The organism is Companilactobacillus formosensis (genome assembly GCF_005405305.1).
Classification (GTDB): domain Bacteria; phylum Bacillota; class Bacilli; order Lactobacillales; family Lactobacillaceae; genus Companilactobacillus; species Companilactobacillus formosensis.
This window is the reverse complement of sequence record NZ_BJDU01000002.1, coordinates 1-25,413: the sequence shown is the minus strand read 5'-3', so window position 1 is coordinate 25,413 and position 25,413 is coordinate 1. Positions and strand designations below refer to the sequence as shown.

General features: G+C 35.0%; 26 protein-coding genes. 10 read left to right on the top strand and 16 right to left on the bottom strand.

The annotated features are described in order from the left end of the window. Nucleotides 1–17: 17 nt before the first annotated feature. The 10 genes from pgmB to FFM65_RS02450 all read right to left on the bottom strand — a co-directional run bounded on the left by pgmB (nt 18) and on the right by FFM65_RS02450 (nt 12,115). The gene (gene pgmB / locus FFM65_RS02495) at nt 18–689 is read right to left on the bottom strand and encodes a beta-phosphoglucomutase (RefSeq protein WP_119317743.1); all 672 of its coding nucleotides are present in this window, start codon (nt 687–689) and stop codon (nt 18–20) included. 62 nt (nt 690–751) lie between these two features. Further along, a complete protein-coding gene (locus tag FFM65_RS02490; protein WP_119317744.1) occupies nt 752–2,995 on the bottom strand; it encodes a glycoside hydrolase family 65 protein in 2,244 nt (747 codons plus the stop codon). A 59-nt stretch (nt 2,996–3,054) separates the two neighbouring features. After that, the gene (locus FFM65_RS02485; RefSeq protein WP_119317745.1) at nt 3,055–4,158 is read right to left on the bottom strand and encodes an ABC transporter ATP-binding protein; all 1,104 of its coding nucleotides are present in this window, start codon (nt 4,156–4,158) and stop codon (nt 3,055–3,057) included. An 88-nt stretch (nt 4,159–4,246) separates the two neighbouring features. Next, complete coding sequence (locus FFM65_RS02480) at nt 4,247–4,903, bottom strand: hypothetical protein (protein WP_119317746.1); 657 nt, start codon at nt 4,901–4,903, stop codon at nt 4,247–4,249. 21 nt (nt 4,904–4,924) lie between these two features. After that, nucleotides 4,925–5,737 (bottom strand): carbohydrate ABC transporter permease, encoded by an 813-nt coding sequence (locus FFM65_RS02475; RefSeq protein WP_119317747.1) that lies wholly within the window; start codon nt 5,735–5,737, stop codon nt 4,925–4,927. After that, nucleotides 5,734–6,597 carry a carbohydrate ABC transporter permease gene (locus tag FFM65_RS02470; protein WP_057816014.1) on the bottom strand — a complete coding sequence of 288 codons (864 nt, stop codon included), beginning with the start codon at nt 6,595–6,597 and terminating at the stop codon, nt 5,734–5,736. Before FFM65_RS02470 ends, FFM65_RS02475 begins: the two co-directional genes overlap by 4 nt. A gap of 24 nt (nt 6,598–6,621) precedes the next feature. Continuing rightward, complete coding sequence (locus tag FFM65_RS02465) at nt 6,622–7,932, bottom strand: ABC transporter substrate-binding protein (protein WP_119317748.1); 1,311 nt, start codon at nt 7,930–7,932, stop codon at nt 6,622–6,624. A 172-nt stretch (nt 7,933–8,104) separates the two neighbouring features. Then, nucleotides 8,105–9,400 carry an alpha-amylase family glycosyl hydrolase gene (locus tag FFM65_RS02460; protein WP_119317749.1) on the bottom strand — a complete coding sequence of 432 codons (1,296 nt, stop codon included), beginning with the start codon at nt 9,398–9,400 and terminating at the stop codon, nt 8,105–8,107. A gap of 15 nt (nt 9,401–9,415) precedes the next feature. Then, on the bottom strand, nt 9,416–11,074 hold the full coding sequence (locus FFM65_RS02455) for a glycoside hydrolase family 13 protein (protein ID WP_119317750.1): 1,659 nt from the start codon (nt 11,072–11,074) through the stop codon (nt 9,416–9,418). Nucleotides 11,075–11,167: 93 nt separating this feature from the next. Further along, the gene (locus tag FFM65_RS02450; RefSeq protein WP_059073942.1) at nt 11,168–12,115 is read right to left on the bottom strand and encodes a LacI family DNA-binding transcriptional regulator; all 948 of its coding nucleotides are present in this window, start codon (nt 12,113–12,115) and stop codon (nt 11,168–11,170) included. A gap of 195 nt (nt 12,116–12,310) precedes the next feature. Between FFM65_RS02450 and FFM65_RS02445 the strand changes: the two genes are divergently transcribed. The 3 genes from FFM65_RS02445 to FFM65_RS02435 all read left to right on the top strand — a co-directional run bounded on the left by FFM65_RS02445 (nt 12,311) and on the right by FFM65_RS02435 (nt 14,737). Further along, nucleotides 12,311–13,609 (top strand): glycosyltransferase family 2 protein, encoded by a 1,299-nt coding sequence (locus FFM65_RS02445; protein WP_119317751.1) that lies wholly within the window; start codon nt 12,311–12,313, stop codon nt 13,607–13,609. Between the two features lie 245 nt (nt 13,610–13,854). After that, nucleotides 13,855–14,232 (top strand): hypothetical protein, encoded by a 378-nt coding sequence (locus FFM65_RS02440; RefSeq protein ID WP_119317752.1) that lies wholly within the window; start codon nt 13,855–13,857, stop codon nt 14,230–14,232. Nucleotides 14,233–14,365: 133 nt separating this feature from the next. Beyond that, the gene (locus FFM65_RS02435) at nt 14,366–14,737 is read left to right on the top strand and encodes a YxeA family protein (protein ID WP_119317753.1); all 372 of its coding nucleotides are present in this window, start codon (nt 14,366–14,368) and stop codon (nt 14,735–14,737) included. 47 nt (nt 14,738–14,784) lie between these two features. On the opposite strand, the gene FFM65_RS02430 is transcribed toward FFM65_RS02435, so the two are convergent. The 3 genes from FFM65_RS02430 to FFM65_RS02420 all read right to left on the bottom strand — a co-directional run bounded on the left by FFM65_RS02430 (nt 14,785) and on the right by FFM65_RS02420 (nt 17,430). After that, nucleotides 14,785–15,699 (bottom strand): alpha/beta hydrolase, encoded by a 915-nt coding sequence (locus FFM65_RS02430; RefSeq protein WP_119317754.1) that lies wholly within the window; start codon nt 15,697–15,699, stop codon nt 14,785–14,787. A 69-nt stretch (nt 15,700–15,768) separates the two neighbouring features. After that, a complete protein-coding gene (gene pnuC / locus FFM65_RS02425; RefSeq protein WP_119317755.1) occupies nt 15,769–16,518 on the bottom strand; it encodes a nicotinamide riboside transporter PnuC in 750 nt (249 codons plus the stop codon). A 348-nt stretch (nt 16,519–16,866) separates the two neighbouring features. Continuing rightward, on the bottom strand, nt 16,867–17,430 hold the full coding sequence (locus tag FFM65_RS02420) for a peroxiredoxin (protein WP_119317756.1): 564 nt from the start codon (nt 17,428–17,430) through the stop codon (nt 16,867–16,869). A 117-nt stretch (nt 17,431–17,547) separates the two neighbouring features. Here FFM65_RS02420 and FFM65_RS02415 point away from each other — a divergent pair, with 117 nt between their 5' ends. Then, nucleotides 17,548–18,204 carry an HD domain-containing protein gene (locus FFM65_RS02415; protein ID WP_119317757.1) on the top strand — a complete coding sequence of 219 codons (657 nt, stop codon included), beginning with the start codon at nt 17,548–17,550 and terminating at the stop codon, nt 18,202–18,204. Nucleotides 18,205–18,220: 16 nt separating this feature from the next. Continuing rightward, a complete protein-coding gene (locus tag FFM65_RS02410) occupies nt 18,221–18,745 on the top strand; it encodes a phosphatidylglycerophosphatase A family protein (RefSeq protein ID WP_059073950.1) in 525 nt (174 codons plus the stop codon). A 42-nt stretch (nt 18,746–18,787) separates the two neighbouring features. On the opposite strand, the gene FFM65_RS02405 is transcribed toward FFM65_RS02410, so the two are convergent. Further along, the gene (locus FFM65_RS02405; RefSeq protein WP_162897907.1) at nt 18,788–19,213 is read right to left on the bottom strand and encodes a universal stress protein; all 426 of its coding nucleotides are present in this window, start codon (nt 19,211–19,213) and stop codon (nt 18,788–18,790) included. Between the two features lie 129 nt (nt 19,214–19,342). Here FFM65_RS02405 and FFM65_RS02400 point away from each other — a divergent pair, with 129 nt between their 5' ends. Next, on the top strand, nt 19,343–19,633 hold the full coding sequence (locus FFM65_RS02400) for a hypothetical protein (RefSeq protein ID WP_119317759.1): 291 nt from the start codon (nt 19,343–19,345) through the stop codon (nt 19,631–19,633). A 22-nt stretch (nt 19,634–19,655) separates the two neighbouring features. On the opposite strand, the gene FFM65_RS02395 is transcribed toward FFM65_RS02400, so the two are convergent. Further along, nucleotides 19,656–21,584 (bottom strand): elongation factor G, encoded by a 1,929-nt coding sequence (locus FFM65_RS02395; protein ID WP_119317760.1) that lies wholly within the window; start codon nt 21,582–21,584, stop codon nt 19,656–19,658. A gap of 33 nt (nt 21,585–21,617) precedes the next feature. Then, a complete protein-coding gene (locus tag FFM65_RS02390) occupies nt 21,618–22,397 on the bottom strand; it encodes a TraX family protein (protein WP_119317761.1) in 780 nt (259 codons plus the stop codon). Between the two features lie 118 nt (nt 22,398–22,515). On the opposite strand from FFM65_RS02390, the gene FFM65_RS02385 reads away from it, so the two are divergent. From FFM65_RS02385 to FFM65_RS02370, 4 genes are all read left to right on the top strand, one after another. Next, the gene (locus tag FFM65_RS02385) at nt 22,516–23,286 is read left to right on the top strand and encodes a potassium channel family protein (RefSeq protein WP_119317762.1); all 771 of its coding nucleotides are present in this window, start codon (nt 22,516–22,518) and stop codon (nt 23,284–23,286) included. A gap of 325 nt (nt 23,287–23,611) precedes the next feature. After that, a complete protein-coding gene (locus FFM65_RS02380; RefSeq protein ID WP_119317763.1) occupies nt 23,612–24,106 on the top strand; it encodes a hypothetical protein in 495 nt (164 codons plus the stop codon). A gap of 33 nt (nt 24,107–24,139) precedes the next feature. Beyond that, the gene (locus FFM65_RS02375; protein WP_119317764.1) at nt 24,140–24,349 is read left to right on the top strand and encodes a hypothetical protein; all 210 of its coding nucleotides are present in this window, start codon (nt 24,140–24,142) and stop codon (nt 24,347–24,349) included. Between the two features lie 57 nt (nt 24,350–24,406). After that, the gene (locus tag FFM65_RS02370; RefSeq protein ID WP_119317765.1) at nt 24,407–25,327 is read left to right on the top strand and encodes an SAP domain-containing protein; all 921 of its coding nucleotides are present in this window, start codon (nt 24,407–24,409) and stop codon (nt 25,325–25,327) included. Nucleotides 25,328–25,413: the final 86 nt, after the last annotated feature.

Sequence of the window (25,413 nt, the reverse complement as noted above, 5' to 3'; positions counted from 1 at the left end):
ATACTGCGATTAGATAATTAATCCATAGCCTTTTTAATATTTTCAAGCGTTACTTCAGAAGTATCGTTGAAGTTAATATCTGCTTCGTCAAGAATCTTTGGATCACCGATACCAAGAGAAGTTTCATGCGCACCGTTGATTGACTTAATTCCAGCAATCGCATCTTCCAGACCGATACATTCTTCAGGCTTTAGATTCAAAACTTCTGCTCCGCGAACATAAATTTCTGGATCAGGTTTTCCATGCGTCAAAGTAGCTGGATCAACTTTTCCATCAAAATACTTAGCTAAATCTAATTTTTTTAAAACAATTGGTGAATTTTTAGATGAAGAAGCCAAAGAAATCAAATAATGATGAGCTGATAGTTCTTCAATAAACTCTTTCATTCCTGGCAAAATATCATCTTGGCTCAGAGAATCTAGTAAACTTAAATAATTCTCATTCTTTTTGGCAGCTAGTTTTTCTTTTTCAGCTTCTGTATAATCATCTTCCTTGCCACCAGCTTTAAGAATTAAATTCAAAGAATCCATTCTAGCCACGCCTTTTAGCTGATTGGCTAAATCATCCGTCCAAGTAACACCTAATTCATCAGCCAATTGATGCCAAGCTTGACCATGATAAAGTGAAGTATTAGCAATCACACCATCTAAATCGAAAATAAAACCTTTAATTTGTTCAAATTTAACCATACTATTCTCCTTTGATAAAAAAGTGCCTGAATAAAATTATCCAGACACCTTTATTTTCACAATTATTTAAGCATTTGTGGCTTACCGTAAACTTGAATCTGTAATGGTTCTCCAGAAATCAATTTAAATTGTGGTCCATCACTTGAGACAGACACTTCAATTACACGATTTCTAAAGACTTGTCTAAATGAATAACTATTCCATTTCTTAGGCAAGAAAGGCTTATAACTAAGCGTACCATCGTCAGCTACACGCATACCAGCAAAGCCTTGAACCATTGCTAGCCAACCACCGGTCATTGAAGTAATATGCAAACCATCTGCGGTGTCATTATTATAATTGTCTAAGTCTAGTCTAGCGGTTCTCTCATATAATGCAACCGCTTTCTCTTCGTAGTGAAGATCAGCTGCCAAAACTGAGTGAATTGCTGGAGAAAGACTTGACTCATGAACCGTCATTGGCTCGTAGAAATCAAAGTTACGTTTCTTCTCACGTTCACTAAAGTCGTCGATGAAGTCCCAAATTCCTTGAAGAACATCACCTTGCTTGATATATGGCGAACGCAAAATCTTATCCCATGACCAATGTTGATTGATTGGCAATTGATCCTTTGGAATAGTTGAAACGGGGTCATGATTTTTATTCAAGTAACCGTCATGTTGAACGAAGATACCCAAATCTTCATCGTATGGTAGATACATCTTATCAATGATATCTTGCCACTGGTCCATCTCAGCTTTTGAAACGGCTAATTTATCAAACTGTTCTTTTGAGACTTCGCCGAGAATTTGCAACGTATATTTCAAAGTCCACTTAGCTAAGAAATTCGTGTACCAGTTATTATCAACGTTGTTTTCATATTCATCTGGTCCAGTAACGCCAAAAATCATGTAACGGTCATGACGCTTACTGTAATCAACACGATCAGCCCAGAAACGAGAAATCTCAGTTAAAATCTTACTACCTTCGTTGAGAACAAATGATTTATCACCTGTGTAACGAGTATAGTTGTAAATAGCAAACGCTATATCGCCGTTACGGTGAATTTCTTCAAAAGTGATTTCCCATTCGTTATGACATTCAATACCATTGAAAGTAACCATTGGGAATAGAGCACCTTTTAAGCCTTGCTCTTTGGCATTGACGTAAGCACCGTCCAATTGGTTATAACGATACATTAACAAATTTCTTGAGACATCGGGTTGAGTGATACCTAAGTAAACTGGAATACAAAAGGCTTCGGTATCCCAATAAGTGGCACCACCATATTTTTCACCGGTAAAGCCCTTTGGACCAATGTTCAAACGAGAATCTTCTCCGGAGTAAGTGGTCAAAAGGCCGAACAAGTTGAAACGCATACCTTGTTGAGCATCCGTGTCACCATCGATTTTAATATCTGATTGACTCCAACGTTGATCCCAGACATTTTTATGTTCGCTCAACAACTGCTCATAAGAGAATTTAGTTGCTTTAGCACTGACGGCTTCTAGTGCATCTCTTAAATCATCAACTGTCTCATAATCACGTGATGTCAAAACAACGACACGTTTTTCAATTGAACCAATTTCTTCTGACTTCAAAGTCTTTTGGAAAGTTTTGCTTGTTTCTACATCAGTAACTTTTTGATCAACTTCATCTAAATCTGTTACATACTTGGCATCCATCCCCGAAGTAAATCTTGGTGTACCAAAGTCATTAGGTTTAGTCTCAGCAATCAAATAATCTTCGTTAATTTCTAGAACTTGCCAGAAACGTTCGTCGTAGTTAGCATCTTCATTTTTTACATCAGCATCAATACTTGAGATGACCTTGATCGTCACATTTTGATCAGAAAGGTTTTCAAAAGTTACTTTTTGAACTGATAAATTCTTTTGAGCCGCACTCAAAAATCTAATAAAATTAAATTTAATCTTCTTACCGTCTTTATCAACGATAAATGATCTCGATAAAGTGGCATCTTTCATATTTAAGTCGAGGGTGAAATCACTAATTGTATCTTTATTTAAATCCAATTTTGATCCATCGATCAAAAAATTCATTTTAATAAAGTTAACAGCATTGATGACTTTTCCAAAATACTTAGGATAGCCATTTTTCCACCAACCGACACGTGTTTTATCAGGGAACCAAACCCCTGCTAAGTAAATTCCTGGAAGACTATCCCCTGAATAATCTTCTTCGAAATTACCTCTCATCCCCATGTATCCGTTACCTAAACTCGTAATACTTTCTTGGAGTCGTTTATTATCTTTATCTAAATTGTGGGTTAAAACATTCCAAGGACTAACTTCAAAAATCCTTTGCATTTTGACACCTCCTATAAAAAAAGATAATTAGGTAAACACCTAATTACCTTTTATAATCCTTAAAGAATTGTTTCTTCTGTATCTTTGTCAAAGTAATGTGCTTTTGTCATTTCAAAAGCCATTTGAACGTTATCGCCAGGTTCTCTATGATCACGTGCATCAACTTTTGCAATAAAGTCAGTTCCACCGAGATTAGAGTAAAGGATTGATTCAGCACCTAGCAATTCGGAAACTTGAATCTTAGCATTAATTATGGCATCAGGGAAAGCTTGAATTGCAACTTCTTCAGCATGAATGTCTTCTGGACGAATACCAAATGTGACATTCTTACCAACATAACCTTTTTGTTTAAGAACTTTGTATTGACCTTCAGGAATAGCAATGTTGATTCCGCCATCATTGACGATCTTACCGTCTTCAATTTTGACATCGAAGAAATTAGTAGCTGGTGAACCAATGAATCCAGCAACGAATTTATTCGCTGGCTTGCTGTACAATTCGGCAGGAGTACCAACTTGTTGAATCATACCGTCATTCATGATAACGATACGATCAGCCATAGTCATAGCTTCGACTTGGTCGTGAGTAACGTAGATAAAGTTACGTCCCAAACGTTGATGCAATTGAGCAATTTCAGTACGCATCTGAACTCTCAATTTGGCATCCAAGTTTGACAATGGTTCATCAAGTAAGAACAAGTTTGCATCACGGACAATAGCACGACCTAAAGCAACACGTTGTCTTTGACCACCTGATAGAGCGGCTGGCTTACGTTTCAAATATGGTGTCAATCCTAAGATCTTAGCGGCATTATCAACTCGCTTCTTAGTATCTTCCTTATCGTTTTTACGAATATTTAAACCAAAAGCCATATTATCAAAGACTGTCATATGTGGATACAAGGCATAGTTTTGGAAAACCATCGCGATATCACGATCTTTTGGTTGAACCTTATTCATGACCTTGCCATCCATCTTAAAGTCACCTTTAGTAATATCCTCTAGTCCCGCTATCATACGTAATGTGGTGGATTTACCACATCCGGAAGGTCCAACGAAGACAATAAATTCACCATCTTTAATGTCTAGGTTGAAATCACTAACTGAATAGTCAGTATTACCTTGATAGCGTTTGTAAATGTGATCCAAATTAATTTTTACCATTTTTAACGCTCCTTTTATTTTTTGACTTCCAGTTAACTAATAAGTTTAATCTTACTAATCAATCTAGATGTGTCCTCCACACCCAAAGTCAATCCTTTTTGGCTACTTGACCACCTAGTAATCTGTATGAGACATACGTTGCAAGCGAGACACTGCAGATCACACTCAAGAAGGCCAACTGCAAAACGAAATTCAACAATATCAAGATTAAAAATACTATTACTGAGATTATAATTGGTAGAGGTTTTTCAACGAATAAAGTCAAGATACTTTCAAATTTATTCGTTGCCAGTTGGAAACTAACAGCGACTAAAGCCATGAAATAAACAAACGTTAAAATCATTACTGCCACGTGCCACTGTGTATTTCCCATTGCAACTTTATTTAATAAAATGAATAAACTTGCTATGAAACCTAAACCAAAATTGAGAAGATAGTTTTTCTGAAAATCAAACCATTTTTTAAAAAAATATTTGAAAAAACTCACACTACCGTTTATTTGCCATTCTTGAACTGCTGCATAACTAGCAACCAATCCAGGAATTGTAAAAACTGATAACATCAACCATACGATAACTAACAACATCGTATAAGTGGTTGAAAACTTCAAACTGAACAAGATAATTGCAGTCAATATCACTGGAAAATTGATAATAAAGAATGAGAAGTTAATGGTAAACAACGACCAAAGCCAGTTACCACTCGCCAATAATCTTTGTCCATTTTTAGATTTGAGATTGATCACAATAATCTGTCCTTTCTTTAATTACTTAACAGCACCATCGGTAACACCTTTGATGATCCATTTTTGTGCGAATAGATAAAAGAGAATAACCGGAATGATGGAAATAGTGATACCAGCTAAGGCCAAGTGCCATTGCTTTGTGTATTCACCGAAGAAATTAAACATTTGAAGTGGAATTGTGTATTGCGCTTGTGGCAATACTAGTGATGGCAATAGATAATCGTTCCAGATAGCAATGATATTCAAGATTGCTACAGTAACTGTGATAGGACTGAGCATTGGGAAGATAACTTTAGTAAAGATCTGCCAACGACTTGCCCCTTCTAGTTCAGCCGATTCATCCATTGCAATAGGAATACTTGATAATGTACCTTGATACAAGAAGACTGACAAACTGCAGTCAAAGCCTAGATACATGATGACAAGTCCCCACATGTTTAGAAAATGTACAGCACCAAAGTTAGCTGTCAAAGGAATCATAACTGATTGGAAAGGAATCAACATAGCGGAAATAAATAGTAACAACAATCCACTACTCAATTTACTATGATTTCTTTGAAGTGCATATGCAGCCATTGATGAAGCTAAGATAATGACTAACACACTGCAAATGGTAATAATCAATGAATTCGTTAATGAAGCGATAAAGTGCAAGGCTTGAAACGAATTAACATAGTTATCAGTCGTACTTGGATGTGGTAATGACAAAACTGAAGCAAAGATACCTTTTGGTGTCTTAAATGAATTTGATACGATCAAATAAAATGGGAACAACCATAAAATACCTAACAAGAGCCCGACAATTCCAATAATGGTTCTACTTTTTGTTTTCAATGGAGATCAGCCTCCCTCTTACGGTTATAAGCAACTTGCAATAGTGAAATAGCAGCAACAATTACGAAGAACACAATAGCTTTTGCTTCTGATAAGGAGAAGTTAGCTGAATTATAAGCGGTATTAACAATATCCATCGCTAACATTTGTGTTGAATTGTAAGGACCACCATTTGTCAATGACAAGTTTTGATCATAAATCTTAAAACCATTTGATAAAGTTAAAAACATGCAAACTGTAAATGCAGGAGCAATCATTGGGAACGTAATCTTTGTGAAACGTTGCCATGCTGAAGCTCCGTCAATCTTTGCAGCTTCGATGATTTCATTAGGGATATTTTGCAAGTAAGCAATGTAAATGATCATGATATAACCACTCATTTGCCATACCGTAACAATAACTAGTCCCCAGAAACCAGTTGTTTCATTTGTTAGCCAATTCAATAACCAATGCATATGCAAAGCGTTACCTAAAGCTTGAAAGCCTTGAGTAAAAATGAATTGCCAGATGAAACCTAAAATTAAACCACCAATCATATTTGGCATAAAGAAAACGGTACGTAAGAAATTATTTCCCTTGAATTTTTGTGTTACTAATAATGCTAAGCCCAAGCCTATTACGTTCAGCATAATGACAGTGACAATTACAAACCCCACTGTAAACCAAAAGGCGTTAATAAACGCCTTATCGTGGAACAATGTTATGTAATTTTGAAATCCTACCATCTTGGTAAAAGTTAAACCGTCCCAATCAGTAAATGAGTAAAACAATCCTTCAATTACCGGAATAAATACTACCAAAGCTAACGCAATGAGGGTTGGTGTTAAAAATAGCCAAAACGAAAGACTTCTATTTTTCATATTCATTGCCCTCTTTTGTTACTTTTAGTTATTAGATGATTTTTGTTGTTTAGCCCAACCATCTTTCATATTTTGAACTGTCTTATCCCAGCTTTGTTTGCCTGATAAGTACTTTTGTAGATTTGGTTGTGCAACGTCTGGATCCCATGAAGTACCAGTGTATCCTGGGAATGCCCAGCCTGTTGTCTTGTGATTTTGTGAGTATTCAAAGACTGCTGATGTCAATGGATCGCTCATCTTGAAGTTACTGTAACCTTTGTATGCAGGTACGAAGTGTAACTTGTTTACAACTTGTTTCTTACCTTCTTTAGATGTGTACATCCAATCCAAGAAGTCTTTAGCAGCTTTTTGTTCTTGTGTTGATTTCTTGCTATTAACTGCCCAGTATAGTGATGTACCAACAGGCATCTTGCCTTCTTCACCAGGTACAGGAATAGGAATCATACCAACGTCGTTCTTAGCAAAGTCTTTATCAATACCTTCGATTGTAGGATAGATCCAGTCACCTTGTTGAATCATAGCAACTTTACCTTGTGAGAAGTATTGGTTAACTTGTGCAGAATAATCTAGTTGCATGATTGGTTGGATAGAATAGTTCTTTTCAAGATCAATCATGGTCTTCATATCATTAGCCTTTGTGAATGGCATCTTCTTTGATTTGTAAAGTTTCAAAGCGTTACCATTGAAGTCTTGACCAATGTATAGGTTAGCCAAGTGATCTGAGAATACCCAAGCTTCTTTACCAGGTGTAGCAAAGACGCCTTTGATACCTAATTCACTCTTTTGTGCATCAATTTGTTTGATAGCTGCTTCAAGTTTATCCATAGTTGTCAAACTGTTTGGATCAATGCCAGCCTTTTGGAAGACTTGCTTGTTATAAACCAAACCATAACCTTCAACGTTGAATGGAAGTCCAACGGTCTTGCCGCCAGTCTTAACAGCACTCAAAGTACCAGGTTGTGCAGCTTTTGCTGCCTTTGTATCTGACAAATCTGCTTCATGTGCCTTAAATTGTTGCACATCAGCTGGACCAGCCAAACTGAAGATTGTTGGTGCATTACCAGATGAAATTCTGGTCTTTAGAACTGGATCATATTGAGTACCACCACCGATTGATGTAACTTCAATCTTTACATGTGGATGTGACTTCTCATAATCCTTAGCAATTTGTTTGAATTGCTTGTTGTTCTCAACCTTTCCTTGAAGAATTGTAATCTTAACATCCTTACCTGAGGATGAACTGTTACCACAAGCTGCCAACATAAATGCTGCGCCGGCTGCCAAAGCAACAACTGCTACACGCTTTCCAAAGCGCTTCCAGAAGTTCTTCTTCATTACCAAAGCCCCCTATAAAAATATTATTTCCTTACTACAGTTTCCATTATGTTTCTAAAACGATTTCTTTGCAACCGCTTTCGTGATGTTACCGATAACAGGTTTGTAACACGATTGAAATTTAAGGCATTCAAAAAGCAGTCAATTATTAATCTAATCGACTGCTTTTTTATTATTCGTTATTTTTGCCTTGAATGATGATTGGATCGTAGTCTAACATAACGATTCCATCCTTAACTTTGATCAAGGAATTGTCAATCATATTAGTGTAACTGTCACTTGCCAAAGCTACAGGGACCTCGCCTGGCATCCCTTTAAGAGTAAAGATACCAATTCTGATAATGTCTCCCATCTTATAAGTTACTTCAACGATATCATTTTCTAGAGCAGTAATCTTATAAGTTCCTGATACCTGAATATCGCTTTGACTCATCTGATGCATCTTGAAAATCAAGGAGCTGAGGTTCATCTTCTTATCGTCCCAGTCCAATTTATCTGCATCAAAAAGACTTGGTGTGTGCTTAAAGCCATATTCTTGACCAGCATAAACTAAAGTTGAACCCTTTTGAAATTCTGAAAAAGCCGTCCAATTATAGACATCATTTTCATTGATAAAGAGACTATGAGCTCTTTCTTGATCATGATTTTCCAAAGCTCTCATCTTAATATAATTAGAAGGATAAATCACACCTTGAGTATTCAAAGCTTCAACATACTTCTTCAAAGGCAAGTCACCCTTAACATATTTACGGAAAGTTTGATCGATATCATAATCATAAGTCATATCAAAAGCACTGTATAATTCAGCATCTGAAGAAACGTGATAACCCTTGGCATTCAATGCTTTAATATAGTCTGGACCAGTAGATTCAGCTAACCAAATAGTCTTAGGGTTAACCTTAGCAACCTCTTTGCGGGCTTCTTTCCAAAATTCGATTGGTACTTGTGGAGCAACGTCACATCTGAAACCATCAACGATTTTTGCATAACGTTTAAGAGTTTCTATTTGGTAATTCCATAAGGCCTTGTGGGAATAATCTAATTCAGCCACATCCGTCCAGTCCTCATTCTTATTGTACAAATTACCTTCATGGTCGTGTAAAAACCATTCTGGGTGTACTTGTAACAATACTGAATCACGAGAAGTATGATTGTAAACAATATCTAACATAACTTTCATACCACGATCATGGATGGATTTTACTAGCTCTAGAAAATCTTGCCATGTTCCTAGTTTTGGATCGATAGCGCGGTAGTCTTTAATTGAATAAGGTGAACCGAGTTTGCCTTTGCGATCTTTTTTACCAATTGGAAAAATAGGCATCAACCAAATGCAATCAGTACCCAAACTCTTAATTCGATCCAAGTCAGGTTCAATTGCTTTTAAAGTACCTTTTTTAGTATGGTTTCTTACAAAAATGCAATAAATCTGCATCTTTCTTAATTTAACATCTGTTTGACTTGCCATTAATTACACACCCCTCTAATTAGATTCAAAAGCACAACAACCCCATGCACCTAGTTTGGCGATTTTATCCTTGACCTCAGTGGATTCGTTAGCTAATACTTTTTTCCAAGTGCCATTTGGCAAAGTGAAGTTAACTTTTTTATCAGAAAAATTAGCTACTACTAAGCCTTGACTATTTGCCGTCTTTCGTTGATAAGCATAAATATTAGGATCAGTAATTAGTAAACGATAATCGCCACTAGTAAAACAGTCATGCTTTTTTATTTTTAAAAGTTCTCTATAAAAATTCATAATACTATTGGGATCAGCAATCTCTTGATCAACGCAGTTGGAATCAACTTTGGCCCAATTCCAAGGTCTTTCTTCAGAAAAGCCGCGATACTTCGTTGAATTCCATTGCATTGGACCTCGAGCCGTCATCTCATCTTGATTATTCAGCAATCGTAAAATTTGATTATCAGTAAAAGACTTGTGGCGCAAAGTATTAATCAAGTCCACTGCTCTTTGATCGGTAAAATCAGCAACCTTTTGATACTTCAGTCCGTGCATACCAATTTCTTCGCCATAGTAAATTACTGGTATTCCACGTTGTAAAAATAACATTGTCGCTAATAATTTGGTAATTTTATCATCATGTACTGGTAAATTCAGTCGATCCAAAACCCGACTAATATCATGATTGCCCCACGTCAAAGTTGGCAAGCTGACATGCTCCAAGATGCTTTCCCAAGTTACATAAGTTTGTTTCAACATATCAAGCGACAGTTTACGATCTTGGAAAAATTTAGGTATGTCTGGATTACTATCATCATAAACTTCGCCATAATTATCTGAATTAACGACCACATCACAGACGTGCTCATCTGGTCGCGTGTATTCAGCAGCATCACGTGCTTTGGCAGATGATGCCTCACCAAACAAAAATACGTCTGGTTTAAATTCTTTGATTTCTTTAACAAATCCTGACATATAGTCTTTTACTGCGGGCAACTTAGCATAGAATTGATCATCAATTGGGAATTTAGTGCTGCTGTCCAAAGAGTTTTGATCAAAATTTGCCTTAGCAATATGAATGAAAGCATCCAGACGAAATCCGTCAACGCCTTTTTCAAGCCAAAACTTAGCAATATCAGCGACTGACTTTTGAACTTCTGGATTTTTCCAATTCAAATCAGGCATTTTTTTATCAAAAAGATGGAAATAATACTCATTAGGATTAGTTGGATTCTTTTCCCAAACGCTACCGCCAAAAAATGATCCCCAATTGTTGGGCTCATGTCCATCAACAGCCGAATGCCAAATATAATAATCTCTAAAAATACTATGTGGATTATTTAAAGCATCTTGAAACCATGGATGCTGGTCGGACGTATGATTAATCGGTAAATCTAAGATAATATGAAGTCCCAATTCATGAGCCTTAGTCATCATTTCCGAAAAATCACTCGTATCCCCCAAAATTGGATCGATGGCAAAATAATTAGAAACGTCATAACCATTATCAACTTGCGGCGAGACAAAGATTGGATTCAACCAGATAGTATTAAATCCCATATCTTTAATGTAGCTTAAATGTTTGATAATCCCCTGTATGTCACCAATACCATCATCATTAGTATCTTGAAAACTCTTAGGATAGATTTGATAAATAATTGCTTGATCATACCAATTCATGATAGTTGCCCCTTTCGTGTAAACCCTTACACCTCAGTATAAAAAAGTAAGCCTCGCCTAAGCAAGACTATCTGAAATGTTATCGGTAACAGGTTAATCCCTAAGAGTACCGCCAAAACTAATCTTGGGTTCAAAGACTAAAGCACCTTGACTTTCTTTAGTTTCAATTTTGTCCAGTAAATTTTCACCACAGGCACTGCCCATTTCAATTATCGACTGTTTGATTGTCGTAATCTTGGGCGAAGCTACTTGATTCAAAAAGACACCATCAAAACCAGTTACACCAAAATCTTCCGGAACTTTGCCACCAGAGCGTACGATTCCACGCAATATCCCAATGGCCAACCGATCCGATGCACACAAGAAGGCAGTATTTGGTTTAATTTTTTTCCAATTGGATTCTATAAATTCTTCTGCTAAATGACTATGGTTATCGAATCGATGCAATTCTGGTAACATTCGACGTTCTTGAACTTGTTGTAGATAACCAGCTTCTCGAGAGTATTCAAATGATTCTTTACTATCAATTCCAATATAAACTAATTTCTCATAACCTTTTTGCAAGGCTAATTCTGCTAATTTATAAAGACCAGCTTTATTATTGGTATCTACAAAATCAAATCCATAACGATTTTCACCAAATATAATGACGGGCTTTTTCAAGTTCTTGATCCAGTCAACGTCTTGCTGACGCATCCCAGTGATAATATAACCGTCACAATTACCAATGTCAAAATTCTTGCGAGTAACCAATTGCAATGAATACTGGTGTAAATCTAAAGTCTTGGCTATACCAATCATTAAATTCATGTAGTACGGTTCAGTTGTATCGATATCCTCCAAAATACATAGCTTGATAATTCTCGTGCTTTTATCCACCAACGCTTTAGCAATCATATTTGGATGATAATCCAATTCACGCATGGCTTCATAAACTAACGCCTTCAATTCATCGGTAACCTTGTCTGGATGATTGATAACTCGAGACACGGTCATCTTCGAAACGTTGGCTTTCTTTGCAACATCAACTAAAGTAGTCATGCTCTTCCCCTCCATATACCACAATTTTATTATACCAATTTAAAGCCTTTGCAGTCTTTTTTTTATAAAATTATCAACATTTTTAGATTATTTTTATATTGGCACATCTTTTTTATTTACAATAATTATATTAAACAACTTGTTTGAACATCTCTGATTCGTGTGTAAAATTTACTTGGATAAACTATTAAAGAGATGATGCATATGATTATTTACTTGATTGCAATTACTATCTTTATTATCCAATGCGCAATTATGTATTTTATTTATTTCAAAGATCATAAGCTGTTTAAATCAGAAATGGCCGCTGCTTATCATGTAAATAATAATCTAGACCAATTCTTTTATTTCTTACTAGTACCTTGTTTAAATGAAGAAAAAGTTATCCAAAATACTTTACAAAATTTATTAAATTTGGCTGGTCAAAAAGAGATCATTGTCATTGATGATGATTCAGATGACCAAACCGTTCAAAAAATTAAAGCAATGCCAGGACCTATTAGTACTGTCGAAAGAAAACTACCCAATGCCAGAACTGGTAAAGGCGATTCTTTGAATAATGCGATGTTTTTAGTACACAAAATGATTAAACAAAGACATCTTGATCCAAAAAAATGTATCGTTGGTGTCATTGACGCTGATGGAATTTTAAGTGCTAATTGCATTTATAAATTAAACAATGCTTTCGAAGATGAACACGTCGATGCTGTTCAATTAAGAGTCAAAATGAAACAACCAACGACCGTTTTACAAACCTTTCAAGATATTGAATTTTACACGATCAATCACTTGATTCAATTGATCCGTGGCAAAATGCATGCGGTTGCCCTTTGTGGTAACGGTCAATTTTTTAGATATAAAACAGTTACCCAAAGAATGGGTATCCAACCTTGGGGTAATGCCTTACTAGAAGATTTCGAACTCACCTTGAAATTTGAGTTGAATGGTTTAAGAATCAAATATTTAGATGATGCTTACGTTGATCAAGAGGCTTTATTAAATTTTAAGGCCCTAGTCAGACAGAGATCACGCTGGGCTCAAGGCGGATTGGACTGCTGGAAATATCTCTTTCGAGTCACAAAATCTCCCATCATGTCCAATGCCCAAAAATTTGACACTTACTTTTTTCTAACTCAACCATTATTAAACGTATTAGCTGACTTTAGTATTATTTATTTGACGATAAAGTATGTCATTTATGCGATTGGAAATCCAAGTTTCTTCGTCATTTCCCTGTTCTTTTTAGTCATAATTGGTTCAATCTTTGGAATGATTTTTACTTTGATCTATCTTCACGAACTGAGGATTACTCAAAAAGCTGATATTGCGATTGAAGAAAGTGACATGTTGAATTTGGATATGAAAATTGGCAAATTCTTATTGACAGTGGGACTATTGTCTTACATCTATGTCGTTTTATTCTTGAGTCTGATGAAGTCCATTTATTCTAAAATCCGTGGTAATACTCACTGGGTTAAAACTAAACGTAACTAAAAAAATAAGCCATCCCTATTAAAGGATGACTTATTTTCTAGTTACGGAGTCAACATAACCATTGCATGTACTTTTTTATTTTTAACAAATATCTAGGATATCTGTTGACTATCATTATTCACTTTATTTCATTTTCTGTAAATATCTGATTACCTTTATGACTGAATTGTTAGTTTTATGTGACAGAATTGTAAGATTGTGTTAATTATGAAATACTAGAAACATACTAATATGGAAGTGATAAAATGCTTTTTCCAACTCAAATGATTTTTAACATTACTATCATCATCATTACTGTTGCTCTAGTAGTTGGCATAATCCTTGGTTCGATAGCTCTATTTAAAATCTCTCACGCTTTAAAGCTTCGTAATCAAATGCTTCAGCAAGTCAGTCGAGCTTATTTGAACTGTACCAAAAATAACAATCAATTAGAAATTCGTAATATCGGTCAAGTTCCACTGACAATCGATAAGATAACTTCTTCTGAGAAACTATCCTTAAATCAGTTAATTATTGCACCTAATCAAGGATATTTTTTTCAAATCAATGGTGCTAAAAAACTTGCTCTTTCAATCGATTACCATGATCAACTCAATCATTACACGGAAAAATTTGATTTATAATCTAACATTTTTCTACTATTAATATACTGCAATTATAATATTTGTGTTTTATTTCTTACAAACCTTACAAAAACGTTAGTATTAAAGCTTTTTAAAGCATGATACTATCCTTATAAGCTTTGGAGGGATAAATATGAATAAAAAAATCGGTTCTATTTTAATAGTAGGAATAATTTTATTGATACCATTTTTAGGATATGAATTGTGGTACGTACCTAATTATGCTGGCGAAGATTATTATACTTTTGTAGGTGATTCTTATCAGGAAGTAATTGAAAAGGACGATTCAGGCAATGACTACCATGCTTACTATTATCGTCAAAAATCATATGACAAAAACGGTAAGGAAAAACTCTTGAAATTTAATAGTGCTATTGGCCGCCCTATCAAACCAGACAACTTCATCAAAGTGACTTACAATGAAAAAAGAGATTTAGTTTTATCATGGGAAAAAGTTCAAAAAAATGAAGTACCAACCAAATCATTCGATGCTTTAAATAAATAAAAAAGGTAAGTAAAATTGGTCTAAAAACCATTTTACTTACCTTTTTGCTATTTAAAGTACTCTTTAGCAAAGTCGATCGTATTAGTAACATACTTTTGACCGGCGACCTTTTTAGCTTCGGCGTGTCCTGCTCCTTTGACTATCCAGAGTTTCTTTGGACCTTTATCATACTGGTAATTCTTATAAGCATTCTCAGTCGGAACAAATTTGTCCTTTGAACCATGAATGATGTACAAAGGTACTTTGTTGTTCTTTAAAGTATCCTTAGTGCTTGCTTGATAAAAATTATAACCAGCTAGAGCATCGCCGTATAAACTAGCCGTTGGTACGAGTGGAAAGCTTGGTAAATTGAACATATCTTTAATTTGATAGTTCAATTCCCCTGAGATAGTGGAATATCCACAATCAGCAATCGCAAATTTTACGTTGCTTGGATGTTTACCCAAAGTATACATCACGGTTGCTGCTCCCATACTGATTCCAAACAAACCAATCTCTGATTTCTGACCAAATTTTTGATTAATTTGCTTGATCCAGTTCATAACGTCGTCACGATCTTTCCAACCATAACCGACATATTTTCCTTGACTCATCCCGAAGGAACGATTATCCGGTGCTAAGACGTTGTAGCCTGCATCATGGAACATTTTGGCATAGTCACCCATGTAACTGCTACCTGTACCATAACCATGAATTACAACGACAGTTTTAGCAGTTTTCTTTTCGGCTGGTAAAAACCTAGCTTTTAACTTCAATTTATCTTTTGAAGTTTGTTGCCAAGTTTCAGTCTTAGAATTCACGAACCATTTATCATCTTTTGACAATGGTCCTTGTGGTTTACTGCTATAACCATTTTTACTGAAGGCGTAATGGAATAAATAACCACTACCGCCAATATCAGCTACTAATGCAACCCCAATTGCAATAGAAAGAATAACTTTAACATACTTTTTTACTCGCATAAATCTACCCACTTATAATTTGTTGCTCAATAATCATAAGCTATTTTACAAATTAATTGCAAATTTTATTTATGCTTGTTCGTTAGCAATTTTTTCATCACGGGCACGATTCTCGTTGGCATCGCTGTGGAACCAGTGGATATGTGAATCAAAGAAAGCAATCATATCGTTCATGAAGTACATGATGTATGTCAAGAACAAGACTGGACTAGCATCACCTTGAGTTGCTGTAACACCCCAAAGAACGATTGACATAATACCTTGAACTGTCCAGAAGTAATATTGTTCACGGAAACGCAAAGTACACAACAAAGCGCCGGTAAAGCCAATTGCAGCTGAAATTGAATCGATAATAGGACGAGGACTGATGAATAAATTAGTATCCATCAAGTACAATAGACCCCAAACAACAAAGAAGAAGACAGCTGTTAGAAGCCATTTCTTACCAGTTAATCCGTGGATATGCTTTTCGGCATCCTTAGCCCATTGTGGACTGATCAAAACCGGAATATCCAATAAAACAATGTAACTCAATTGCAAAACAACATCTGAGAAGTTCTTAGCGTTGATAGCAACGAAAATATAAATAAGTGCTGAAACTAATCCTAAGACACCGTTCAAAGGCTTGGCATTAGTAATCGCAACAGTACAAGTAAAACCAAGCGTACCAGCTAACCAAGTCCAAATAGCGATACCTGTGATTTGATGTGAAAGTGTTGATGCAGTAATGGCCCCTAGACCAAACATTAATAGCATGTAACTTCTGAAACTCCAATGTTTCATTTGTTCAACATACCATCTTGGGTTGAAAATGCTCATGGTTCAATCTCCTCTTAGATTGAAATTGATTTTTTGATAATCAAATTCAATCAAATTAATTTATCCCTCAAACTGTATTTATATCCAAATACAAATTTAACGACAGCTAAAATCATACCACCAATTGAAACCAAATTGCGAGCCGAAATATTTAGCATAATGAAGCCATATCGATGTAAAGCGTTTACCTTTGTTGGTGCGATAGCAATTTATCATTTGATACAAGATATTGATTTTTCTTTTTTTATAACACTATATCTTGTTATAACGGTCTAGACTTCAACGATTTTACCGTTATAACAAAAAAGCCACATACCCAAATCAGCATGTAGCTTCAATAATATACTTTTAAATTTTACCAACTAAGTCACCACTAGGTTTGATTGTTTCTTCCCCAGGATGCCAATTAGCAGGACAAACATTGTCACCATGTGCTTCAACGAATTGAGCAGCTTGCAAGGTTCTCAAAATTTCACGAGCATTACGACCAATTCCCATAGCATTGATTGTGTAAGATTTGATAAGTCCCTTTGGATCAATGATAAAGACACCACGGTAAGCTTGACCACTTTGTTCATCTAAAATATTGAAGAAATCAGTCAATTGATGTTTTTGATCTGATAACATTGGGTATTGAATCTTACCAATCGTGTCAGTCGTTTCAGCCCAAGACATGTGTGAAAACTGACTATCGACTGAGCATGAATAAATCTCAGCATTAGCAGCTTTGAAGTCGTCATAAGAATCTTGCAAATCACTCAATTCTGTTGGACAAACAAATGAAAAATCGGCTGGATAAAAGAATAAGATTGACCATTTGCCGAGCAGATCTGACTTGTTAAAAGTCTTCAACTCCCCTTTTTGATAAGCATTAACAGTAAAATCAGGAATTTCTTTATTGATATAGTTCATATTGTGCCTCCTAGACTTTGTTTAAACACATATATAATATAACAAACTTTTTCTTTATTTTAAATAAAAGACCTTTTGTGTGACAATAGAATTATTCTGATAATGAGGGCTGAGGAAATGACAAATCAAAACCAACTTTTAAAAGTAAAAGAGTTTTCTTACAATAAAATGAAGAATGATTCGACTGGTCACAATTTTGATCACATTCAAAGAGTCATCAAAACGGTTCAAAAAATATTAAAAACAGAAAAAGCTGATCCAGTTATCACTTTGTCGGCTGCCTATTTGCACGATGTGGCTGATGACAAACTTGTCAAAGATCCAACAAAACTAGAAATTGAGATTCGTCAATTTTTAAAAGAAAATGAATTTACGCCTGAACAGATCGATGAAATACTTTATATTACCCACAACTTATCTTTTAGTAAATCATTGAGCAAGAATCCACCCAAGCTATCTCTTGCTGGACAAATTGTACAAGATGCTGACAGATTAGATGCTATTGGAGCAATTGGTATTACTCGCGCAATTTATTACGGTGGGGCTAATTCAGAAACAATTTATGATCCAAAAGTTTTACCGCGTGAAAAAATGGATAAAAAAGAATACCGTAATTTATCTGATGAGACAATCATCAATCACTTTTACGAGAAATTATTGAAACTAACTGGTATGATGAATACCTCAACAGCTAAGAAGATTGCTGAAAGCCGTCACCAATACATGCTCAATTTTCTCGACGAGTTTAAAGCCGAATGGAATAGCGAAAAATAGAAAGGGAGTAAATAATTTGGTTTCATATGAAGAATTAGATAAACAATATTACGATCACATCATTCGTAATTTAAAAGACCGTGGGGTTGAATTAAAAGACATTGCTGAAATTGTCATGTTCCTAGAAAAAGATTATGTCAAAGGACTTGATGAAGAAGTTTCCATTCATGCCATCAACAAAGTCCTCCACAAACGAGAAGCCCAAAATGCTATCATGACTGGAATCGAATTGGATATTTTAGCCGAAAAAGGCCTCTTGTCTGCTCCCATGCAACGAATCATGGAAACTGATGAATCGACTTACGGTATCGATGAAAATATGGCGATAACTTTGGCTAGTCTTTACGGATCAGTCTCAGTTACTAACTATGGCTACGTCGACAAGTTGAAGCATGGCGTCTTAGGTAAATTAAATGACAAGTCTACTGGGAAAATCAATGTCTTCTTAGATGACTTAGTTGGTGCTATCGCTGCTGGTGCCTGTGGCTGGTTAGCTCACAATGAACATGAAGTTCAAGAATTGTTAAATCAAGAAAAATAAAATAATCCTATTAGAGCAACAACACTCTGATAGGATTATTTTTTAAACTACAATTAAAATATTAATATTACTATGCTCAGAAACGTAACGCGTGACCGAGCCAACAAACACTCTGGTAAATGAGTTAGTACCAGTTTTACCCATGACAATCAAATCAATATCATTTTCCTTAGGGAATCTAGTCAATTGTTCTCTAGGTTCACCATCTAAAAGTTGGACATAAGGTGAGATTCCGGCTTGCTTGGCGATATCTGTTGCTTTATCCAAATCTTTTTGAGCACTAGCTTTTAAATCGTTAACTAACCCGGGTGCATAAGAAACACCAACATTCATTGGCAAGTTAGCTGTATTCACAACTGAAACTAAGTACAAAGCTGATTTAAATTGCTTAGCCATATCAATTGCCGCATTCAAAGCGTTATACGAACTTTGACTGCCATCGATAGCTACTAATATTTTTTTATACACAATAATAACCTCCTTTTAAATCCTTTACACAAATTTTACCAAGTTCCGGACAAAGATGGTAATTTTATATATCAAATTTGATATACTTATCAATGAATAGTAAATAATTTTTATAGGGGATTAGTTATTATGCAAACCAAACAGAGACTGGAGCTTATCGAACAAGAATGTCAAATTAGAACTGATTTAAAAGAAATTCAATTTACTCATTACTTTACCAATCAATTCATGGAACAAAATACGCAGTTTTTCTGTATTGAAGAGTTCTTTGAATCGATTGGCGTGACTAGTCAAAGGGCTTTAGAACGCCTACCGCTTGATGCTTGGGAAAAACATGTAAAAAAATCAACTATCTTTTCTTCCTGGCAAGAAATGTTAAATTCTGCTGGCAAAGAATATGCAAATAATAATTTCTATTAAAAAAATGATTCCAATTACGGAATCATTTTTTTATTGGATATAAATAAGGTACATGAGCCATCTGTGGAACTTCATTCCAAGGAACTGGATAGCCTGCGCCATGAGCACAAAAAACTGAATCGGGAGTATTTTCTAAATCTGACACCGGATCATAATTTTTATCTTCAATTATCTCTTCTGCATTGTGGCAGGCTTGATACCCTAGCACAACACATTCCAAGTTTCCTAAACCATGCGTATACGAATTAACAGTTTGCGAATACCCCTGCATCGTTGCTACTGGTGCTGTTCCTGAAATTATCGTTAAATCTGAGCCATCGACCATTTCTGGATTTTCAAAAGTTCCATTCATCTGTTGAATATCATTCATAGCCCGACCAACTTGATCTTGTGGCACTTCTAAGCGAAATTGATACCATGGTTCCAACAATTGACTACCAGTATTTCTTAATTCCATCAAACCTTGTCTGACAGCTCGCCAAGTTGCTTCTTTGAAATCTCCACCAACTGAATGGACATTACTAGCTTTTCCACCAATTAAAGTGATTTTCATATCTGTGATAGGAGCTCCAATCAACACGCCTAAATGTTCTTTTGACTGCAAGTTACTCAAAACTTGATGTTGCCAATTGCTTGCTAAAACATCCAAACTGCAATTCGAGGCAATTTTTAAACCACTACCAACTGATCCCGGTTCTAACAATAAATGAACTTCGGAATAGTGACGCAAGGGTTCAAAATGTCCCACAGCTTCAACTGGTTGCGTAATGGTTTCTTTATATAGGATACTGCCCTCGCCAAAACCAACGTCTAAGTTGAATCGGTCTGACAGTAATTGCTGGATAATTTCTAATTGCACTTGTCCCATAACTTGAATTCGAATCTCTTGTAAATGACTCGACCATTGAACATGCAGTTGTGGATCTTCATCCTCTAATTGACGCAGTGCTTCTAAGCATTGATGAATATCATTATCTTTTGGCTCTAAAGCAAAATTCAAGACTGGTTGAATCGTTGGTTTTTCACTGTTTGTCTGCTTTCCTAAACCTAATCCTGGATAGGTGTCAGTCAACCCCGTAACCGCGCATACTTCACCTGCAGCTAAACTTTGGGTCAAATCAAATTTTGAGCCATCATAAATTCGCAACTGATTGGCTTTTTGATCATTATATAAGACTGCTTTGTTTTCCAGAATACCACCGGTAACTTTGACCCACGACAAACGTTCATTGCCATCATGAGAAATTTTGAAAACTTTAGCGCCAAATTCTTCTGGATAATCATTTTCGATTGAAAAATGTTGGATTCCTTGTAAAAATTCTTCGATACCCTCCATCTTCAATGCTGAACCAAAGAAGCAAGGAAAGACTTTGCGTTGTCGAATCAAATTTTGAATCGTTGTGTCTTTCAATTCCCCATTATCTAGAAATTGCTCTAAAACATCATCGTCAGTCATCGCTACTTCTTCATTGAAGTTATCAGATTCAAAATCAATACAGCCATTAGCCAAATTACTTTGTAAGTCTGCCAAAACATTTTGTCGATCAGTTCCCAGTGCATCCATTTTATTGACAAAAATAAAAGTTGGAACTTGATAGTGTTCTAACAGTCGCCACAAAGTTCTCGTATATCCTTGTACGCCATCAGTTGCTGAAACTACCAAAATTGCGTAGTCCAATACACTCAAGACTTGTTCTGTTTGGGAAGCAAAATCGACGTGTCCTGGAGTGTCCAAGAGCGTTAATTTCAAATCTTGATATTGTAAATTAGCTTGATGAGAAAAGATCGTAATTCCACGTTTTTTCTCTAAAGCATCTGGGTCCAAAAAAGCACTTCCTTTATCGACCCTTCCTAATTTTCTAAGCACACCAGTTTGATACAGCAGAGCTTCTGATAAAGTCGTCTTACCCGCATCAACGTGTGCTACGATTCCTGTTACTATTTGCTTCATCTTAATTCCTCCAGAGCTACTGCAAATAGTTTATCATAGCGTGTTCATAATTAGATGAATTAACCATAGATGAGCGGGATAAAAAATATAAAATAGATATTTCAATTGTCGACTATGTGGACCAATTTTGCCGCTATAAAAATGTAATAATGGAATTATCAGAATGAAGAAAATATCGCTGGCATTCATGGCAATACTATCAAATAGCATCAAAGAATTGTTAAGTGGGACGGTTAAAGCTATTGGAAATTCAATCAGTGCTAAAAATATCATTAATCCTAAATAAAATAGATTTCTCTTTTTAATATTTTGATGCGTCAATTGTGTAATAAACATAAATGGCACCACGACAGTACTACCTTCAAGAAGTGGCACAATGCTAAAAATCAATAAAATTACCGATAAAATACGTAATTTTTTCTTAGTGCCTAAATCTTGAACCTGATTATCCCAAAGCCAAATTACTACTAATCCAAAAGCTAAGGTAGCAAAAATATTATCTCCTAAGATGGACATTTGATTTGGTTGTCGTAAAACAAATATATTTAATAAATAATTCCCCAGAGCCATGAAAAAACTCCAACTAATCAAACGTGTTAAATAATTTCTACGACTGTGGGTGTAATGCATCCCTTCTACCACTAAGTACGCGAATCCAACAGCCACGACTCTAGTAATAATATGAAAGAAATCTGCCAAATATGGGGAAATAAAATATTCGATATGATCTAAAACCATTAACCCCATTAAAATGATTTTAAAAGTCTCGCGATTCATCGCCTTATGAGAAATATTTGGTGTGAATTGTTGCATATATTAATCTCCTCTTTTATCAATATTTCACATTATCCAAACTTCATTAAGGCTTGTAAATATACCTAACGCAACTGTTAGTGCTATATTACAAATTAGTAAGATTAAGGGGCAAATTATGCAAAAATTCAATCGATTCTTACATTCAGATAGTTATTACGTTGTTATCGTTTTAGCAGGATTATTATCATTGGTGATTTTAGTTTTGAGTTTTATTCCCAGTTTTGATATTTCTAAATCACCATACGTCGAAATTGACTTTACAACATTACTAATTTTTGGTTTTGACTATTTTGGAAGATTGGCATTAGCAAAAAATAAAATGCGCTTTTTTCGGCATAATATCGTGGATCTCTTAGCAATTATGCCCTTCTTTACCATCTTCAACATTTTCCGATTCTTCCGAGTTTTTCACATCATCCGTTTTTCCAAAATATTCACTCTCGTCCGATTGATTGGGACTGCTGGCAAGATGCAAAAGAATGCTAAGAAATTTCTAAAAATCAATGGCTTCATTTATCTACTAATTATTTGTGGAATTGTTTTAGTAACATCCGCCATCACTTATTCACTAGCTGAAAAAGCTTCCTTGAGTAATTCTTTTTGGTGGGCTATCGTTACAGCTTCCACCGTTGGCTACGGCGATGTTGCTCCACAAACTTTAGCAGGAAGATTGGCAGCTGTTTCTCTGATGATAATTGGTATTGGCTTCATCGGGACCTTAACTAGTACGATCACTAGTTACTTTACTAGCGAACACAATCATGAAAGTGATGACAAACTAGAACAAATTCTATCTAAATTAGATAAAATAGAGGCTGAAAATCAAAAGATGCATCAAGAAATCAAGCAATTAAAACGACAACAAAATGATAAAAAAATTAAATGAAATACAATATAATAAATATGGTGGGAAAAATATGCAATCTCAAAATCAAAATTCTTATTCGTACAATTTTTTATATTCATTAAGCATATTACATTATCATATTTTTGTTATATAATATATGTCGATAGAGATATTACATTTAAAACCTAGAAAAATCTATTCACAGATATCTCTTTCATTAAAAAAGGTCACTTTGAGGTGGTCTTTTTTTATTTAAAAAATCGTAATTTACTAAAAGAATCTGTGTGAATCAATATATCAAATTCGTGTGGAATACTCCTTTTGACTTCAGCTATAATGATGCAAAATAATTAGGAGTATATTAATGACACTAAAGCTTATTTTGCTTAATTTACTTGCTTTGACTACTTTCATTGGCCTTTCCCAAAACGTCTCTGCAAGCAAAAAAGACTCGACAGGCAATCTGTCTATCGAAGAAAAAAGGGACCATCATTTATCTAACAAAATCAAAAAAATCAATCATGCTCTCAATAAGAAAATTTATGATTTTAGAGAACATCCTCAGAAGAAAAATAATCCTGAAGAAGATTCATGGATGATCTACGTAAAAAATATCAACTATTTAAAAAACAACCAATTAGAAATCTACGTTAATCCTAACTTTAAAAAACTTAGCGATAAAAAGCGAGAATTGATTGTCGACACAGTTCAACGGATTTCTTTGTCAGAGGTGCTCAAAGTACTCGACATCTCTTCTGATGATTATATGGAGGGTCTCAGTTCAATTATTTATCTTGACGGTAATCGTTTAGGTCGTTCAGTATTTTTAAACACCAAAGAATTAAAATGGTACGACTAAAATATGCTATAGTTTAGCTAAAAAGAGGAATTCATGTTGAAAAAAAGATTCAAGCGGATCTTACAGTTAAATACTTTTTTGACAGCTTCGATAATTGCAGCTGACCTATTCTTTTTACATCACCACAATGAACCAGACTCACACGTGCGCCAAGTAACGACTTCAAAGAAAATGTTATTAAGACCAATTTCTAAATTACGCAGTATTCAATCTAATGAAGAAGAAGAATTTAACGACAAATAAAGATGGACAAAAATTTGTTCATCTTTTTTCGTATTTTCTTCTAAAGGAGTGAGAATAATGCTAAATTTTGGAGAAATTTATGCCCTATCAATTTTGGATGGAAAACGCGAGGACTATTATTTTAACTCACACGTCCTCAGAAATGTCTTTTTGGTCTCAGAAACTAACATTGCTGCTGACTTGGTAAAACAAGGTTTACTAACTTTAACTTTTGAAAGGGAATTGAGTTTATCAAATTTTTACGTTGATCAATTAAAGGAAATTCTTTTCAAACACAATCTTTCTACCACTGGACGTAAGGCCATTTTAATTAACCGTATTATTGAAAATCTTGATGTTGAAGAAATTAACCAAATTATCAAAACGAAAACTTTTTTACTTACAGATGCAGGTCAGAAATTACTCGATAACAATCCAATCGTTCATTTTATAACTGAAAACTACTGTGATAATGTCATTACCTTCAAAACAGCTAAAATGGCTGGTATACCCAATAATCAAGATGATCCAATAATCATCATTGACCAGATAACTGATTTTCTGATTGAAAAATATACTCTAGAGAAACGTTACCAAAAGTTGTTTGAAGTCCTCAATCACAGATTTTTTAGCAAATTAAAGTATAATCTCGACCAAACTGATTTTTTGGACACTTGTTTAAAATTAATTTACTTATCGCTTTCTGGACAAGCATTAAATGTTAACAATTCCCCACTCTCAGACCTCAAGCAACACATTGAAAGTCTCGACGATTTAAAATCAAAAATTGCAATTTTTCCCATGAATTACATCAATAAATTAATTCGATTTCAAGCCGGTAATGGCGTTTCAGACGACAGTCTTCTCTTACAGTTTCATTGCATTTTAGATGAATATAAACAAATCGATAGTCTATTCTCCGACGTCGAAATGGTCACACTTCTAAAGGCTGGATTAACTTATAATTACGAAGCTATTGATAAAACGGTTGTACGATAAATAGAGTTGATAGGCATTTTGCCATCAACTCTATTTTTGTATACCATTTATTAGTAATACTTTTTAAGAACATCAAAAAAGACACC